This window comes from Xanthomonas sp. DAR 35659, from assembly GCF_041242975.1.
GTDB classification, from domain to species: Bacteria; Pseudomonadota; Gammaproteobacteria; order Xanthomonadales; family Xanthomonadaceae; genus Xanthomonas_A; species Xanthomonas_A medicagonis.
In genome coordinates this window covers 3,384,945-3,401,708 of record NZ_CP162488.1, presented here as the reverse complement: position 1 = coordinate 3,401,708, position 16,764 = coordinate 3,384,945, and the positions used below count along the sequence as shown (strand labels likewise).

Annotated in this window: 15 protein-coding genes; 8 read left to right on the top strand and 7 right to left on the bottom strand. The window is 70.8% G+C overall.

Going from position 1 to position 16,764, the window contains the following annotated elements; all coding sequences use genetic code 11:
* Window positions 1–23: 23 nt before the first annotated feature.
* The 4 genes from AB3X07_RS14135 to AB3X07_RS14120 all read left to right on the top strand — a co-directional run bounded on the left by AB3X07_RS14135 (window position 24) and on the right by AB3X07_RS14120 (window position 5,585).
* Window positions 24–1,652, top strand: a complete 1,629-nt coding sequence (locus AB3X07_RS14135) for an N-acetylmuramoyl-L-alanine amidase (RefSeq protein ID WP_369939235.1) — start codon at window positions 24–26, stop codon at window positions 1,650–1,652.
* Between the two features lie 141 nt (window positions 1,653–1,793).
* Window positions 1,794–3,677 carry a DNA mismatch repair endonuclease MutL gene (mutL, locus tag AB3X07_RS14130; RefSeq protein WP_369939234.1) on the top strand — a complete coding sequence of 628 codons (1,884 nt, stop codon included), beginning with the start codon at window positions 1,794–1,796 and terminating at the stop codon, window positions 3,675–3,677.
* Window positions 3,677–4,603, top strand: coding sequence for a DUF1684 domain-containing protein (locus AB3X07_RS14125; RefSeq protein ID WP_369939233.1), 927 nt, complete (start codon window positions 3,677–3,679; stop codon window positions 4,601–4,603). The genes mutL and AB3X07_RS14125 overlap by 1 nt, the downstream gene beginning before the upstream one ends.
* 13 nt (window positions 4,604–4,616) lie before the next feature.
* Complete coding sequence (locus AB3X07_RS14120) at window positions 4,617–5,585, top strand: TraB/GumN family protein (RefSeq protein ID WP_369939232.1); 969 nt, start codon at window positions 4,617–4,619, stop codon at window positions 5,583–5,585.
* Window positions 5,586–5,658: 73 nt separating this feature from the next.
* Here AB3X07_RS14120 and AB3X07_RS14115 read toward each other — a convergent pair whose 3' ends face one another.
* The 4 genes from AB3X07_RS14115 to gluQRS all read right to left on the bottom strand — a co-directional run bounded on the left by AB3X07_RS14115 (window position 5,659) and on the right by gluQRS (window position 8,897).
* On the bottom strand, window positions 5,659–6,291 hold the full coding sequence (locus tag AB3X07_RS14115; RefSeq protein ID WP_369939231.1) for a VOC family protein: 633 nt from the start codon (window positions 6,289–6,291) through the stop codon (window positions 5,659–5,661).
* A 193-nt stretch (window positions 6,292–6,484) separates the two neighbouring features.
* On the bottom strand, window positions 6,485–7,000 hold the full coding sequence (phaR, locus tag AB3X07_RS14110; protein WP_369939230.1) for a polyhydroxyalkanoate synthesis repressor PhaR: 516 nt from the start codon (window positions 6,998–7,000) through the stop codon (window positions 6,485–6,487).
* 192 nt (window positions 7,001–7,192) lie between these two features.
* Window positions 7,193–7,933 carry a beta-ketoacyl-ACP reductase gene (locus AB3X07_RS14105; protein ID WP_369939229.1) on the bottom strand — a complete coding sequence of 247 codons (741 nt, stop codon included), beginning with the start codon at window positions 7,931–7,933 and terminating at the stop codon, window positions 7,193–7,195.
* Window positions 7,934–7,988: 55 nt separating this feature from the next.
* A complete protein-coding gene (gene gluQRS, locus AB3X07_RS14100) occupies window positions 7,989–8,897 on the bottom strand; it encodes a tRNA glutamyl-Q(34) synthetase GluQRS (RefSeq protein ID WP_369939228.1) in 909 nt (302 codons plus the stop codon).
* A 104-nt stretch (window positions 8,898–9,001) separates the two neighbouring features.
* Here gluQRS and htpX point away from each other — a divergent pair, with 104 nt between their 5' ends.
* Entirely contained in the window at window positions 9,002–9,886 is an 885-nt protein-coding gene (gene htpX, locus AB3X07_RS14095) for a protease HtpX (protein WP_369939227.1), read from the top strand.
* Between the two features lie 175 nt (window positions 9,887–10,061).
* On the opposite strand, the gene AB3X07_RS14090 is transcribed toward htpX, so the two are convergent.
* From AB3X07_RS14090 to AB3X07_RS14080, 3 genes are all read right to left on the bottom strand, one after another.
* Window positions 10,062–12,137: an EAL domain-containing protein gene (locus tag AB3X07_RS14090; RefSeq protein ID WP_369939226.1), complete on the bottom strand. Its 2,076-nt coding sequence runs from the start codon at window positions 12,135–12,137 to the stop codon at window positions 10,062–10,064.
* A 217-nt stretch (window positions 12,138–12,354) separates the two neighbouring features.
* A complete protein-coding gene (locus AB3X07_RS14085; RefSeq protein WP_369939225.1) occupies window positions 12,355–13,551 on the bottom strand; it encodes an NAD(P)/FAD-dependent oxidoreductase in 1,197 nt (398 codons plus the stop codon).
* On the bottom strand, window positions 13,548–14,093 hold the full coding sequence (locus AB3X07_RS14080) for a YaeQ family protein (RefSeq protein ID WP_369939224.1): 546 nt from the start codon (window positions 14,091–14,093) through the stop codon (window positions 13,548–13,550). The genes AB3X07_RS14085 and AB3X07_RS14080 overlap by 4 nt, the downstream gene beginning before the upstream one ends.
* Before the next feature lie 42 nt (window positions 14,094–14,135).
* On the opposite strand from AB3X07_RS14080, the gene AB3X07_RS14075 reads away from it, so the two are divergent.
* The 3 genes from AB3X07_RS14075 to AB3X07_RS14065 all read left to right on the top strand — a co-directional run bounded on the left by AB3X07_RS14075 (window position 14,136) and on the right by AB3X07_RS14065 (window position 16,604).
* Window positions 14,136–15,041, top strand: a complete 906-nt coding sequence (locus AB3X07_RS14075; protein WP_369939223.1) for a pseudouridine synthase — start codon at window positions 14,136–14,138, stop codon at window positions 15,039–15,041.
* Between the two features lie 150 nt (window positions 15,042–15,191).
* Window positions 15,192–15,968 carry a hypothetical protein gene (locus tag AB3X07_RS14070; RefSeq protein WP_369939222.1) on the top strand — a complete coding sequence of 259 codons (777 nt, stop codon included), beginning with the start codon at window positions 15,192–15,194 and terminating at the stop codon, window positions 15,966–15,968.
* Between the two features lie 423 nt (window positions 15,969–16,391).
* Entirely contained in the window at window positions 16,392–16,604 is a 213-nt protein-coding gene (locus AB3X07_RS14065; RefSeq protein WP_369939221.1) for a cold-shock protein, read from the top strand.
* Window positions 16,605–16,764 lie beyond the last annotated feature (160 nt).

Sequence of the window (16,764 nt, the reverse complement as noted above, 5' to 3'; positions counted from 1 at the left end):
GCGGTGATGCTTGAATCGCCAGCATGCGCCTGGGGATCCGATTTTTCGCCTGTTCCGCCATCGCCGCAGGCTGGTGCCTGGCGGCGCATTCGGCGTTTGCCGGCCAGGTCCAGGCGGTGTCGCTGGGCAATGGCGCCACCGGTACCCGCGCCGAGATCCGGCTGCAGGGCAGCGGCGGCTTCACCACGCTGAGCCTGGCCAATCCCAACCGGCTGGTCGTCGATCTGCCCGAGTCCTCCGCGGTCCAGGGGCTCAAGCTGCCCGCGGGCAATGGCGTGGTCACTGCGGTCCGTACCGGCCATCCGGTGCCTGGCACCTTGCGCATCGTGTTCGACCTGAGCAGCCCGGTGGTGGCGTTCAAGCCGCAGATGCAGACCGTGGGCGGCAGTTCGGTGCTGGTCATCGAGTGGCCGGGCGATGCCGCCCCGGGCAAGCCGGTCGCCGCCGCCGCCACGACGTCGGCTTCGACGGTTCCTTCCGCCGCACCGGCGACGCCTCCCACAGCGGCAGCGGTCGCGCCCAAACCCGCGCCCGACCCGCGCCTGGAAGCGGCCCGTGCGACCGCGGCGCTGACGTCGACGGTGGTGCAGAGCGCGGCGCCCGCGCCGGCCCCGGCGCCTGTTCATGCCGCGCCGGCCCCGGCGCCTGTTCATGCCGCGCCGGCTCCGGCCACGACGCCCAACGCGACGGCGGTGCAGGCCGCCGTCGCCGCCACCGGCACCATGGTCCCGGGCGCCGCGCCGGGCGGCAGCGCCCCGGCCGCGCCGGGCGGCGCCGCGCCGGTCCCGGCCAAGCCCGATCCGGCGGCGGACGCCGACGATCTGGCCGCGGCGGTCGAGCCGCGGCCGGTGATGCCGAGCGCGCCGTCGCGGGTGACGATGAAGCCCGGCATGCGGCCGCTGATCGTGGCCATCGATCCGGGCCACGGCGGCCAGGACCCGGGCGCCACCGGCCCCACCGGCAAGCGCGAGAAGGACGTGACCCTGGCGATCGGCCGCGAACTGGCGCGGCAGATCAACGCCACGCCGGGCATGAAGGCGTACATGACCCGCGACACCGACGTGTTCATCCCGTTGCCGATGCGTGCGCAGAAGGCGCGCGCGGCCAAGGCCGACATCTTCATCTCCATCCACGCCGACGCTGCCGAGAACCGCAGCGCGACCGGCTCCTCGGTGTACGTACTGTCGACCAAGGGCGCTTCCTCGCAGCGCGCGCGCTGGCTGGCGGACAAGGAAAACGCGGCCGACCTGGTCGGCGGCGTGCGCCTGCAGAAGACCGACAGCACCCTGGCCAGCGTGTTGCTGGACCTGGCGCAGAGCGGCCACATGAAGGCCTCCGAGGACGCGGCCGGGCACGTGCTGGGCGGGCTCAAGCGGATCGGCAACAACCACAAGCCGGACATCGAGCGCGCCAACTTCGCCGTGCTGCGCACCTCGGACATGCCGGCGATGCTGGTCGAGACCGCCTTCATCTCCAACCCGGACGAAGAGCGCCGGCTGACCGATCCCGGCTACCAGCGGCGCCTGGCCGGCGCGGTGCTGGACGGGGTCAATACCTTCTTCACCCGGCAGCCGCCGCCGGGCACGCTGTTCGCCGCGCGCGCGCAGGCCGAAGCCGAGGCGGCCGGCACCGTGGCCGGCGGCAGCCGCTGAGGCGCTCGGCTATCATCGCCGGCTGATCCTCAAGACGGCGTCCGCGCCGTGAGCCGTGCCGATGTCGCGTAGTCCCTGCCGTTTTCCCGCTTCCATGCCCCGCGCGACGCCGCGCGCCTCGACCGCCTGGCGGGAGGCGGCATGAGCATCCGCCAACTGCCCGAGATCCTGATCAACCAGATCGCCGCCGGCGAGGTGGTCGAACGCCCGGCCTCGGTGGTCAAGGAACTGGTGGAGAACGCGCTGGATGCCGGCGCGCGCCGCGTCGACATCGACCTGGAGGAGGGCGGCGTGCGCCTGATCCGGATCCGCGACGACGGCGGCGGCATCGCGCCCGAGGAACTGCCGCTGGCGGTGTCGCGGCATGCGACCAGCAAGATCGCCTCGCTGGACGACCTGGAATCGGTGGGGACGCTCGGCTTTCGTGGCGAAGCGCTGCCGTCGATCGCCTCGGTCAGCCGCTTCACCCTGGCCTCGCGCCGCGCCGGCGACGAACACGGCGCCGCGCTGCAGGTGGACGGCGGCAAGGTCGGGCAGGTGCAGCCGCGGGCGCAGGCGCCGGGCACCACGGTCGAAGTGCGCGAACTGTTCTACAACGTGCCGGCGCGGCGCAAGTTCCTGCGCGCCGAGCGCACCGAACTGGGCCACATCGAGGAATGGCTGCGCTCGCTGGCGCTGGCGCGTCCGGACGTGGAGCTGCGCGTGTCGCACAACGGCAAGCCGTCGCGGCGCTACAAGCCCGGTGATCTGTATTCCGATGCGCGCTTGGGCGAGACCCTGGGCGAGGACTTCGCGCGGCAGGCGCTGCGCGTGGACCACAGCGGCGCCGGCCTGCGCCTGCACGGCTGGATCGCGCAGCCGCATTACTCGCGCGCCAGCGCCGACCAGCAGTATCTGTACGTCAACGGCCGCTCGGTGCGCGACCGCAGCGTCGCGCATGCAGTGAAGATGGCCTATGGCGACGTGCTGTTCCATGGCCGCCAGCCGGCCTATGTGCTGTTCCTGGAACTGGAGCCGGCACGGGTCGACGTCAACGTGCATCCGGCCAAGCACGAGGTGCGCTTCCGCGATGCGCGGCTGATCCACGATTTCGTCTATCGCACGCTGCAGGACGCGCTGGCGCAGACCCGCGCCGGCAGCCTGCCGGGCGCGCTCGGCGCCGAGGCGGCGCAGCCGACGCCGGGTGCGGGTACGCCGGCCTGGGCGGCCGCAGGCGCGCCGCACGGCGGCAGCGGCGCGGGTGGTGGTGGCGGGCAGGGCTACGGGTACGGCGCGCAGTGGCGTCCGGCGCAATCGCCGCTCGGCTTGCGCGTGGAGGAAGCGCCGGCCGCGTATGCCGCGCTGTACGCGGCACCCGCGGACGCGGGCAACGCCGTCGGCCTGCCGCGGCAGACCCAGGACCCCGCCGGCGGCCTGCCGCCGACCGCGGCCGACAGCGGCGTGCCGCCGCTCGGCTACGCGATCGCGCAGTTGCACGGCATCTACATCCTGGCCGAGAACGCCGACGGCCTGATCGTGGTCGACATGCACGCCGCGCACGAGCGCATCGGCTACGAGCGCTTGAAGAACGCGCACGACGGCATCGGCCTGCACGCGCAGCCGCTGCTGGTGCCGATCACCCTGGCGGTGGGCGAGCGCGACGCCGACACCGCCGAGCGCGAGGCGGAGACGCTGGCCGCGCTCGGCTTCGAGGTCACCCGCGGCGGCCCGCAGTCGCTACACGTGCGCAGCATTCCGGCGCTGCTGGCGCAGGCCGAGCCGGAAGCCTTGCTGCGCGACGTGCTCACCGATCTGCGCGAGCACGGCCACAGCCGCCGCGTCGCCGGCGCGCGCGATGAACTGCTGTCGACGATGGCCTGCCATGGCGCGGTGCGCGCCAACCGGCGCCTCACCGTGCCGGAAATGAACGCGCTGCTGCGCGACATGGAGGCCACCGAGCGCTCCGGGCAATGCAATCACGGGCGTCCGACCTGGGCGCGCTTCACGCTGGGCGAGATCGACCGTTGGTTCTTACGGGGGCGCTGATGGGCAGGTGGGCGAGAACGATGGCGTTGCTGGTGGCACTGCTCGGGGTGGCCGCCTGCGGCAAGGAGCCGCCGCCCGCGGCCGCGCCGGCGCCGGTCGACAAGGCGTTCCTGGCCGATCAGCAGGCCTGGCGCGAGCAGCGCCGGCAGGAACTGCAGGCGCCCGATGGCTGGACCAGCCTGGTCGGCCTGCACTGGCTGGAACTGAAGGAGCACTACATCGGCAGCGGTCCCGGCAGCGGCATCCGCCTGGCGGTGGGGCCGGCGCGGATGGCGCTGGTGTCGCGCGTGGGCGACCAGGTGTTCCTGACCCCCGAGCCGGGCGCGGGGCTGCGCATGGACGGCGCGCCGCTGCTGCGGCGCACGCGCCTGTACAGCGACCGCGAGAACACGCCCAGCGTGGTCGAGTTCGACGACGGCAAGGGCAAGCTGAGCCTGATCGAACGCGGCGGCCGCTATGCGCTGCGGGTCAAGCACGCCGACGCGCCGGCCCGGCTCGGCTTCGCCGGGCTGCAGTACTGGCCGGCGGCCGCGTCCTGGCGCATCCGCGCGCGCTTCGTGCCCAACGCGCCGGGCACGACCTTGCCGATCGTCGACATCATCGGCGTCACCACCCCATCGCCGCACGCCGGCGCACTGGAATTCGAACGCGACGGCAAGCGCTGGCGCCTGGAGGCGATCGGCGAGCCGGGACGCCCGCTGTTCGTGGTCTTCGCCGACCGCACCAGCGGCCGCGGCAGCTATCCGGCCGGGCGCTTCCTGGACGTGCCGGCGCCGAACGCCGACGGCAGCGTGGTGCTGGACTTCAACCGCGCCTACAACCCGCCCTGCGCGTTCACCCCGTTCGCGACCTGCCCGCTGCCGCCGCCGGAGAACCGGCTGGACCTGGCGGTGGAGGCGGGCGAGAAGACCTACGCCGCACACTGACTCCGAGACGCCGATGCCATCGATGCCGCGCCTGCTGCGCACCCTGCTGCTGTGCCTGACCCTGTTCGCCGCCGCGCCGGTGCCGGCGCGCGCGCCGCTGCCCGCGGCCGCGCCGAACGCGACGCCCGCGCCGCCGACGCCGCTGCTGTGGAAGGTCAGCGGGCCGCGCGGCACGCTGTATCTGCTGGGCTCGTTCCATCTGCTCAAGCCCGAGGACTATCCGCTGGCGCACGAGGTGGATGCCGCCTATGCGGCGGCGTCGCGGCTGCTGTTCGAGCTGTCGCCGCAGGACATGGACGCGCCGCAGCTGGGCGCGCAGATGCTGCAGGCGGCGCAACGCCAGGACGGCAAGCGCCTGCAGGACGATCTGGATGCGGCCACCTGGCAGCGCCTGCGCCGCTACGCCGCCGGCCACGGCCTCCCGCTGGAGCAGATGGGCGGATTCGAGCCCTGGTTCGTCGGCCTGAGCATCAGCATCGCCGAGATGAAGGCGCAGGGGCTGCAGGCGGATGCGGGCCTGGACCGGCATTTCATGGACATGGCGGTGCAGGCCGGCAAGACGGTCGAAGGGCTGGAAACGGCGCAGGCGCAGATCGCGATGCTCGACGGCATGGAGCCGGTCGAGCAGAAGCAGATGCTGATCGAGGCGCTGGACGATGCCGAGCGCGGCGCGGCGCAGACCCAGCGCCTGTACCTGGCCTGGCGCCGCGGCGACGAGCATCTGCTGTGGCAGGACATGGGCATGGAGATGAAGCGCGACTACCCGCGCCTGTACCAGCGCATCAATGTCGAGCGCAACCAGGCCTGGGTGCCGCGGCTGGAACAGCGCTTGCGCGACGGGCAGGGCGACACCCTGGTGGTGGTCGGCGCCCTGCATCTGCTTGGCCCCGACGGCGTGGTCGAGGCCTTGCGCGCGCGCGGCTACAAGGTCGAGCGGCTGTGTTCCGGCTGTCGTGCCTCGCCGGCGCCGCGCGCGCGTTGAACCCATGCGGCCAGGCTAGGGCGTGTCCTCACTCCCCGAAGGGCCGCGGTTGCTCGGGGAGTGGCGACACGCCCTAGGCGTACTCGACGAACGAGAACACATTGCCGTCCGGGTCGCGCACGTGCAGGGTGATCCCGCCCCAGGCTTGCCGGGTCGGGCCTTGCGGCATGTCCACGGCGCGCGCCTGGAACTCGGCGCACAGCGCCTTGAGGTTGCCGACCTCGATCGTGGCGAGGATCAAGCCGCACTCGCTGGCCGCGAGGGCGGCGAAATTCGGCCGCTGCACCAGACGCAGATGCAGGCAGGCGAGGTCGCGGCTCACCGCGCCGTAGAACGCCGGGTTGCCGTGCAGGAAATCGATGGCGAAGCCCAGCTGGTCGCGGTAGAACGCGGCGGAGGCAGCGACGTCGCGCACGAACAGGATGGGGACGGCGGGCCGTGCCGCGACGGCGCCGGTCGCCGGTCTTGGCGTCTTCGGCGCGTCGGCCGCCGCGGCCTTGAGTGCGGGCCAGTCCGCATAGCCGGCCTCGACGGCGACGATTTCCTGGGCCACGGCCAGCGGCATCGGCAGGTCCAGGGCCTGCCGGTCGGTGAGGTTGCGATAGCGCGGCAGCAGGCGCAGCTTGCCGCCGACGGAATAGTTGCCGTCGCGGTGCCAGCGCAGCAATTGCTTGGCACGCTTGCGATAGGTGTCGAGGGTGGTCATCGGGGGCGTTCCGGCTGAGGTGTCAGCGGGTGGGCCTGGCCCTTTCGGCGTGTCGCCGATGCATCCCGATGAAGCGGGGCGAGTGTGGCGTCGGCCACGAACGGCTGTCAAGCAGGCCTGCGCGGCATGGCATCCGGCCATGGCGCGGGCGGGGCCGAGCGTCCCGCCCGCAGTCTGCGGCGTGGCGCGCGGCTCAGCGCGCGCGCGACTTCGGCGCGGCGCCGGCGGCCGGCGGCTCGCTCGGCTTGCCGCTGCCGGCGGCGGGACGGCCGAAACCGGCGCCGAGGTTGCGCTGGAATTCCTGCCACAGCTCCATGTTGCGCTCGGTGAGCTGGTTCATCATGGTCCACGGCGTCTGCCCCAGCAGGTTGCCCATCTGCTGGCGGAACTGCTGCTGCTGGTCCAGGAACACCTGCATGCTGCGCTCCAGGTAGTTGCCCATGAAGCCCTGCAGCGAATCGCCATAGAACCGGATGATCTGGCTGAGCAACTGGGTGGACAGCATCGGCTCGCCGTCCTGTTCCTGGTCGGCGATGATCTGCAGCAGCACCGCGCGGCTGAGGTCTTCGCCGGTCTTGGCGTCGCGCACCTCGAATTCCTCGCCGTCGATGATCAACTGGCGGACGTCTTCGATGGTGATATAGCTGGAAATCTCGGTGTCGTAGAGGCGGCGGTTGGGGTACTTCTTGATGATGCGGATCTCAGCCATGAAGCGGTCGCTCGTGACGGTAGGCGCGCAGCATGGCGCAGCGCAGCAGGGCTTGCAACCGCCAAACGTCCCATCCGCACGGCCCCGGCCCGCAAAAAAATGCTGCGCAGCATGCGCGGACAGTGGCTGCAGCAATTTCGGTAGCGTTACCTCGACGCGGGCCGCCAGGACTGAGCGGTTCAGGCGCGGCCGCTACCAGCCCATGTGGTGCCCGCCGTTGATGTCCAGGTTCGAGCCGGTGATCCAGGCCGCTTCCTCGGCGACCAGGAACGCCACCGCATAGGCGATCTCCTCCGGCTTGCCGAGCCGGCCGGTGGGGATCTCGGCGGCGATCTTGGCGCGCACTTCCTCGGGCACCGCCATCACCATGTCGGTGGCGACGTAGCCGGGCGACACCGTGTTGACGGTGATGCCGTAGCTGGCGTTCTCGCGCGCCAGGGAAATGGTGAAGCCGTGCATGCCGGCCTTGGCCGCGGCGTAGTTGGCCTGGCCGTACTGGCCCTTGAGGCCGTTGATCGAGCTGATCTGGATGACCCGGCCCCAGCGTTGCCGGCGCATGCCCTCGATCACCGGGCGGGTGACGTTGAACACCGAGTTGAGGTTGGTGTTGATGACCTCGTGCCATTGCTCGGCGGTCATCTTGTGGAAGGTGGTGTCGCGGGTGATGCCGGCGTTGTTGACCAGGATCTCGACCGGGCCGAGCTGGCGTTCGACCTCGCGGATCAGGGTCTGCGCGTGCTCGGGCGAGGCGACGTCGCCAGGGACGATGGCGACCTCGTGGCCGCGTTCGCGCATGCGCTGCTGCCAGGCGCGGGCTTTCGCCTCGTCGCGGTAGTTGCTGGCCACGCGGTGGCCCTGCGCGGCCAGCCGCTCGCAGATCGCAGTGCCGATGCCGCCGGTACCGCCGGTGACCAGCGCAACGCGTGATGTCATGGATTCGCTCCGGATGGAAAAGAGGGCGGGCCGCGTCGCGGCCGAGACCCCGATTCTAGTCAGCCTGGGTGTCGCTGGGGATACCGGTCGCATCGGGCACGGTCCGATCCTGCGCCGGCAGCCGTGCCGGGTCGAAGGCGCGCCGCGCCGCCGCCAGCAGCGCGGCCACCGAGCCGGCCCCGCGCAGCGCCGCCGGTGGCTGGCCCAGCAGCGCCCAGGCCAGGCGCAGCGCCGGCAGCGGATCGGCATCGTCCAGCGGCTGCGCGGCGTGCGACTTGGACAGCTTGCGGCCGTCGGCGCCGAGCAGCAGCGGCAGGTGCAGGTAGCGCGGCGTCGGCAGGCCCAGCGCGCGCTGCAGCAGGATCTGCCGCGGGGTGGAGTCCAGCAGGTCGGCGCCGCGCACCACGTCGGTGATGCCTTGCGCGGCGTCGTCGACGACCACCGCCAACTGGTAGGCCCAGCAGCCATCGGCGCGCAGCAAGACGAAGTCGCCGACGTCGGCGTACACGTCCTGCGCTACCTCGCCGCGCACGCCGTCGGCGAAGCGCACCACGCTGCCCGGCGCCACCCGCAGGCGCAGCGCCGGTTGCGGCCGCGCCTGCGCGGCCACGCAGCGATGGTGCACGCCGCCCTGCGCGGCCAGTTCGCTGCGGCTGCAACTGCAGGCGAACGCCTGGTTGGCCTGCAGCAGGCGTTGCGCGGCGGCCTGGTAGAGCGCGTCGCGCGCGCTCTGGCGCACGATCGCGCCGTCCGCTTCCAGGCCGCAGGCGCGCAGGCTGGCGAGTTGGCGGTCGGCCGCGCCGGGCACGCTGCGCGGCCGGTCCACGTCTTCGATGCGCAGCAGCCATTGGCCGCCGGCATGGCGCGCGAGCAGCCAACTGCCGAACGCGGCCAGCAGCGAGCCCAGATGCAGCGGGCCGGTGGGCGAGGGCGCGAAACGGCCGCGGTAGGAAGGCGTGGGCATGGGCAAGCTGAATCGTCGGTCAGGTAAGCGCTTGAATTCAAGCGGCACGCGCCGCAGATTCGAAGCAATCCCCTTCATTGATCCGGTGCGGAGTCCACGTCGACATGTTCAACCGAATTGCCTTGTTCCTCATCACCAATCTGGCGGTGCTGGTCCTGGCCGGCATCGTCATGTCCGTGTTCGGCGTCAATCCCAACCAGATGGGCGGCCTGCTGGTGATGGCCGCGATCTTCGGCTTCGGCGGTTCGCTGGTGTCGCTGCTGCTGTCCAAGTTCATGGCCAAGCGCGCCACCGGCGCGCAGGTGATCACCGAGCCGCGCAACCACACCGAACGCTGGCTGCTGGAGACGGTGCGGCGCCAGGCGCAGGCCGCCGGCATCGGCATGCCCGAGGTCGCGGTGTACGACGGGCCGGAAATCAACGCCTTCGCCACCGGCGCCAACCGCAACAACGCGCTGGTCGCGGTGTCCACCGGCCTGCTGCAGAACATGACCGAGGACGAGGCCGAGGCGGTGCTGGGCCACGAGATCAGCCACATCGCCAATGGCGACATGGTGACGATGGCGCTGTTGCAGGGTGTGCTGAACACCTTCGTGATCGTGCTGGCGCGGGTGGTCGGCGGCGTGGTGGACAGCTATCTGTCCGGCAACCGCGACGGCCGCCGCGGCCTGGCGTACTACGCCATCGTGATGGTGCTGGAGATGGTGTTCGGCCTGTTCGCGACGATGATCGCGATGTGGTTCTCGCGCTACCGCGAGTTCCGTGCCGACGCCGGCGGCGCCAGCCTGGCCGGCCGCGCCAAGATGATCGCGGCGCTGCAGCGGCTGGAGCTCAACCATGGGCAGAGCACGCTGCCGTCGCAGGTGCAGGCGTTCGGCATCGCCGGCGGACTCGGCCAGGGCCTGCGCAAGTTGTTCATGAGCCACCCGCCGCTTGCCGAGCGCATCGCCACGCTGCGCGCCTCGCACGTCAACGCGACGGTGCGCTAACGCCGCAGTCGGGCGCTCGGCCACGAGTGCCGCACCGCGGCCCGAGGGGCCTTCCGCCCCTCGACACAACGCCGGGCAGGGTCACCTGCCTGGCGTTTTTTGTTGCGCGGCCCTGCCTGCGTCGGACGGATCGCGCCGCTGCGAATCCCAATTCCCCACTCCCGAATCCCGGCCTTCAAACAAAATCGAAGGTCATCCCAGACCCCGCCAGGCCCACGAATTCGCCCTGCACGTAATCGACGCCGGCGCTGAACAGCAGGCTCATCGAGGTGGCGTCGGCGACGAACTCGGCGATGGTGCGGATCCCGGCCGCCTGCGCGCGCTCGGTGATCTCGCGGATCTTGTCCTGATGCTCGCGGGCCTGCGTCAGGTCCTGGGTGAAGCCGCGGTCCAGCTTCAGGAACGCGGGCTGGAAGTGCGCCAGCAACTGGAACGAATCCAGGCCCGAGCCGAACTGCTCCAGCCCGACCTTGCAGCCCAGCGCGCTGGCCTCGGCCAGGAACTGCTGCGCGTTGCGCAGGTGGGTGAAGACCTTGGCCTCGGGCGTCTGCAGCCACAGGCGCTCGCCGGGCACGCCGTGCGCGGCCAGTTCGCGCCGGATCAGCGCCACCATCTGCGCGTCGCCGAAGGCATCCGGGCTGATCTTGACCAACAGGCTGGTGGCGTGGCCGGCGCGCTGGCGTTCGCCGATCACGGCGATCGCGCGCGCCACCACCCAGCGGTCGATCTCGGCCATCAGCCCGTGGTCGGCGGCGATGCCGAGGAAGGTGGTCGGGCCGATGGTCTCGTCGTTGCGCTCCAGGCGCAGGTAGGCCTCGTACAGTTCGTGCGGCTCGCCCTGCAGGTTCAGCACCGGCTGGTAGTGCAGCAGGAAGCCGTCGCCGGCCAGCGCTTCGCGCAGGTGCTGCACCCAGCGCTGGATGCGCTCTTCCTCGATGCGATCGGCGGCGCCGGGGTCGAAGATCTTGCAGGCGTTGCCGCCCAGTTCGATGGTCGCCTGCACGTTCTCGGTGGCGCGCGCCAGGACCTGGCCGACGCTGGCGATCTTCTCGCCGATCTGCACACCGCCGATGCTGACGGTGACCGTGGCCGAGCGTTCGCCGACGCTGAACACGTGCGCGGCATAGGCATGGAGGAGGCGCTCGGCCAGCGCCGCGGTGCGCGCGTAGTCGCCCTGCAGCAGCAACGCGAAGTTGTGTTCGCCGAAACGCGCCGCCTGCACGTCGCCGTCGATCGCGGCCGCCAGGTGGCGGGCCAGTGCCGCGATCAGCGCATCGGCCGAATCCAGGCCGATGTCGGCCAAGAGCCGTGCGTAGTGGTCGGGTTCGACCAGCAGGAAACCGTAGTGGCCGTCGCCGCGGCCGACCTGGGCCACCGCGTTCTCCAGCGCCAGCATGAAGGTCGGGCGGTTGAGCAGGCCGGTGACCTGGTCGCGCTGGCGCAGGTCCTCGACCTCGCGCGCCAGTTCCGGATCGAACTCCTCGCGGCGGCGGAACACCACCTGCACGCAGGCCTCGCCCTCGTAGCTGGCGGTGGCGAACTCCATCGTCGCCGGAAAGCTCTCGCCCTCCAGCGTGCGCGCGTCGACCTGGTACTGGGCCGGCGGCGGCTCGCCCTTGCCCAGCGACTTCAGCAGTTGCTTGAATTCTTCCACGTGCTGCGGCGCGACCATGTCCAGCAGCGACACGCCTTCGACGTCGTCGAACGAGTCGAAGCCGAACATCTCCAGGTAGGCCTCGTTGGCGCGGATGTGCATGCCTTCGTGGATGTAGGCGATCGGATCGCGCGAGGAGGCGATCAGCGCATCGCAGCGGCGCTCGGTCTCGCGCATCTGCGCCTCGATCCGGCGCAGCCCGCGCCGCGCCTGCAGATCGGCCCAGGTGCTGCGCACCACCGCCAGCAGGTGTTCCGGGCGCTGGCGCAGCGCGATCGCGCGCGCGCCGCCGGCCACCGCCTCGACCCATTCGTTCTCGTCGATGCGGTCGGCGAGCAGGATCACCGGGATGTCCTTGCCGCTGGCGCCGACCCGTTGCAGCACCTGCGGCAGCGGGATCGCTTGCGCGCGCGCGCTCAACACCAGGTCGATCGGCTGCGCGGCGAGCATGGCGCCCAGTTCTTCGGCGTGCTGCGGCCGCGACGGGCGCACCGCGATGCCGCTGTTGCGCAGGCTGCTGACGATCGTCTCGGCGTCTTCACCGCTGTCGTCGACGATCATCAGCCGCAGGGTGGTGTCTTTGCCTGTCTGCTGCATGAAGCCTCCCGGGGACGGCGTTTAATACACGATGCCTGCCTTGCCGTCCATGTTGGCCGGGAATGGGGAATGGGGAATGGGGAATGGGGAATGGGGAATGGGGAATGGCAAGAGCGGGCCTTCTTGCTCTGAAACGTTCGCGGTCAGTCCGAGAAAGAGCACAAGCAACGCAGCGCGCCGTTACGATTCCCCATTCCCCATTCCCCATTCCCAGCCTCTAAGCCACCAGACCCGCGGCGTGGCCCGAGGCCCAGGCCCACTGGAAGTTGTAGCCGCCCAGCCAGCCGGTCACGTCCAGCACCTCGCCGACGAAGTACAGGCCCGGCACCAGGCGCGATTCCATGGTGGCGGAGGACACCTGCGCGGTGTCCACGCCGCCCAGGGTGACTTCGGCGGTGCGGTAGCCCTCGGTGCCGCTGGCCACCAGCGGCCACGCCCCGAGCAGGTCGGCGGCCGCGCGCAGCTGCGGTTCGTCGAGTTGCCGCATCGGCTTGTCCGGCAGCCACACCTCGCACAGGCGTTGCGCGAAGCGGCGCGGCAGCGCCTCGCCCAGCACCGTGCGCAGTTCGGCGGCGCCGCGCAGGCGCTTGTGCTCGCGCAGCCAGGCGGCCGCGTCCTGCCCGGGCAGCAGGTCAAGGCGCAGGTCGTCGCCCGGTTGCCAGTACGAGGAGATCTGCAGGATCGCCGGGCCGCTGACGCCGCGATGGGTGATCAGCATGGCGTTGCGGAAGCTGACGCCGTTGCAGCGCGCCTCAACCGGCAGCGCCAGTCCGGACAGGTCCTGCAGGCGCTCCTGGTGCTTGCCGCTGAGGGTCAGCGGCACCAGCCCGGCACGGGTCGGCAGCACGCCGTGGCCGAACTGGCGCGCCAGGTCGTAGCCGAAGCCGGTCGCGCCCAGGCTGGGAATGGACAGCCCGCCGCTGGCCACGACCAGCGCGGCGGCGTGCACCGGACCATCGCCGCTGTCGATGCGGAACCCGGCGCTGCCGCGCTCCACGCGCAGGACCGGGCACTGGGTGCGGATCGTGACCCCGGCCGCGTCGCACTCGTCCACCAGCATGCGCACGATCTGCTTGGAGGAGATGTCGCAGAACAGCTGGCCCAGTTCCTTCTCGTGGTAGGCGATGGCGTGGCGTTCGACCATCTCCACGAAGTCGGCCGGGCGGTAGCGCGCCAGCGCCGACTTGCAGAAATGCGGGTTGGCCGACAGGAAGTTGCCCGGGGCGGTGCCGGTGTTGGTGAAGTTGCAGCGGCCGCCGCCGGACATCAGGATCTTCTTGCCGACCTTGTTGGCGTGCTCGATCACCCGCACGCGGCGCCCGCGGCGGCCGGCGGTCAAGGCGCACATCAGCCCGGCGGCGCCGCCGCCGACGACGGCGACGTCGACCTGGATCGGCTCGGCGCGCGCGCTCATGCCGCGGCTTTGCGCACCGTCGGGGTGAACGTCACGCTGCCCTCGTCGCCGAGCAACTGCACCTCGCCGTCCTGGATCACCACGTCGAAGCGCATGCTGCGCTGGATCAGCTCGGCCGCCGCCGCGACCGCCTCGGCGGGCAGGTCGAGCACCTGCAGCGGCTTGAGCTTGAGCAGGGCCGAGGCGTTCTTCTCCCACCAGATGTCGGCGGCGCGTCCGCCGTAGTTGACCACCGCCACCTCGCGCGAGCGGCCACAGGCCTTGCGGAGGCGCGATTCGTCGGGCTGGCCGACCTCGATCCACAGCTCGATCGCGCCGGTGTAGTCCATCCGCCACAGGTCCGGCTCGTCGTCGCTGCTCAGGCCCTTGCCGAACAGCAGGCGTTCCTCGGCGAACAGGGCGAAGGTCAGCAGTCGCGCCATCAGCCGCTGGTCGGTCTCGGACGGGTGCTGGGCCAGGGTCAGCGCATGCGCCGCGTAGTAGCCGCGGTCCATGTCGGAAATCTGCAGGTCGGCCTTGCGAAGGGTGGCGGTGAGGGCCATGCGGCTACCGGGATCAAAGGGCGGCCATGATAATGCGTGGCGATGTCCGATCCCCGTCCGCCGTCCAGCGCCGATCCCGCCCCGAGCCGCTGGCAACTGCCGCCGGGACCGTGGTCGACCCTGCTGGATGGGCTGTGCGCGCGCTTTCCACGGGTATCGCGGGCGCAGTGGCAGGACCGCTGCGCGCGTGGCCGGGTGCAGGATGCGCAGGGCCGGCCATTGCCGGCGGCGCTGCCGTACCGGGTCGGGCTGGAGGTGCGCTACTTCCGCGAGGTCGCCGACGAGGCGCCGATCGCCGGCGTGGAGCGCATCCTGTACGCCGATGCGCACCTGGTGGTGGCCGACAAGCCGCACGGGCTGCCGGTCACGCCATCCGGGCGCTATCTGCGCGAGACCCTGCTGGCACGCCTGGTGGCGCGGCTGGGCAATCCGGCGCTGGTGCCGCTGCACCGCCTGGACCGCGCCACCGCCGGGCTGGTGCTGTTCTCGGCCGACCCGGACAGCCGCGGTGCGTACCAGGCGCTGTTCCGCGAGCGACGCATCGCCAAGACCTATGAGGCCTTGGCGCCGGCCCTTCCGGGTGTGGCGTTTCCGCTGCTGCGCGCGAGCCGGCTGGTGCGCGGCGAGCCGTTCTTCCGTATGGCCGAGGCCGACGGCCAGGCCAACAGCCTGACCCGGATCGCGGTGCTGGAGGCGCCCGCCGGGCCGCTGTGGCGCTACGCCCTGACCCCGGTGAGCGGGCGCAAGCACCAGTTGCGCGTGCACATGGCCGCGCTGGGCGCGCCGATCCTCGGCGATCCGCTGTATCCGGCGCTGCAGGACCGCGACGAGCAGGCCGAGCCGCTGCGCCTGTTGGCATGTGCGCTGGCGTTCGACGATCCGCTCAGTGGTGTCCGGCGTCGCTTTGCCAGCGAACAGCGCCTGCACTGGCCCTCCGGGACCGGCTGAGCCGCGCTCGGCGTGGGGCTCGGGGCGCGCCCAGGTGGAGCGCCGTCGGTCGTTGCGTGTACGCCCGTATACATCCGATCGGCTGCGCCGCCAGCGCGGCCGCCGACGCGTAGCGTAAGGCGCCTGACCACCCGTCACGCTGGAGCGCTCATGAAAACGCCGATCGCGATACCGATCCGTCTCGTTGCGCTGGGCGTCGCCAGCGCGTTGCTGGCGGGACCGGCGCTGGCCAGCCAGGTCGAGGAGGCGCAGGTCTACGTCACCAAGCAGACGGCGCAGGGCCAGAACGTGCTGAAAACTGGCTGCAGCAAGGTGCAGAGCAAGAACGGCAAGAACGTCTGCTTCCTGAAGGAGTACCCGCAGGTCGTCCTGATCGGCAACATCAATGGGCGCAAGGCCGCGGCGGTGCGCGAAGAACACGCCACCCTCGCCACGTTGAATCAATGGAACGTGGCTTCGGTCGAGGTCGGTTCGGCGTTCATCGAGCCGCTGCCGTGCAGCGTGCAGGACAGCAAGTTCGGCTGCGGCGGCTTCACCGAGGGCAAGCTGTCGGGCACGGAGGTCTACTGGGCGGGCTACCAGAACGCGTTGGTCGATTCGCAGACTGCGGCGAAGTGCACGGCGCCCGATTACCGCAGCAAGGTCGAGAGCGCATACCGGGCGGTTTCCCTCAATGGCCTGGTCCTGCACGACCTGGTGCATGGCAAGAGCGCGCGCTGGCGCGAAACGCTTTCAGACGACGTCGCCTCGATGGGACGGGTGTTCGAGGCCAAGCAGCAGGCGGTCATCGACCTGCAGGCCTTCGTGGCCGACGACGGCAAGATGTCGGTCTTTGATCCGCAAGGGCTGAGCGGCAATACCAGGTTCCATACCTGCTGGTCCCAGGCGCTCATCATCCTGGGTGATCTGATCGCCCGGGATGGATGACGGGAAGATGCATGACGGCGTAGGGCCGCTTGGCAGGCGCGAGGCGGGGCAGGGCGCGTTCGGGGGGGGGGGGGGGGGGGCGGTCCTGCGCAGTGCCGCCACAGTGCCGGGTTCGGGCCCGGCGGATCTGCGCAATGTGCGCTGCAACCAAGCGGCAGCGGCCGCGCCGCCAGGAACTTTAGGGCTGGATTCAGCTTCCTTGTGGGCGATCTCGCTTTGTCTACACAAACTTGTCGCTTTTTGGGGACGACCCGCGTATGGTGCATCCCACTGTGTTTGCTAGGGTCACCGTGAATCGTGGCCTGGTGCAGTTGATCTCGCGATCCGCTCCATCGTTCCGCTTTACCAACGCCTGCAACTCAGTCTCGGCCCCGATACCCGGTGGCTGCGATATTTTTCAATCAATGTTTCAGGAGTTAGTAAATGAGCGAAGCGCGCCAGACCGGTACTGTGAAGTGGTTCAACGATGCCAAGGGCTTCGGCTTCATCACCCCGGAAAGCGGTCCCGACCTGTTCGTGCATTTCCGCGCGATCCAGGGCACGGGCTTCAAGTCCCTGCAGGAAGGCCAGAAGGTGACCTTCGTCGCCGTCCAGGGTCAGAAGGGTATGCAGGCCGACCAGGTGCAGGCCGTCTAATCAGACGCCCGCCACCGTAAGGTTGCCAGAACGCCGGGAGCGCAAGCTCCCGGCGTTTTTATTTGGTGCGTGCCGCCGTTGCGCTGGCGCTTGGGGCAAACGGGGCGCCCTCCCGCGCAGCGCGGCGCGGGCAAGGCGGCGCGTCGGAGTCGTGGCGCCT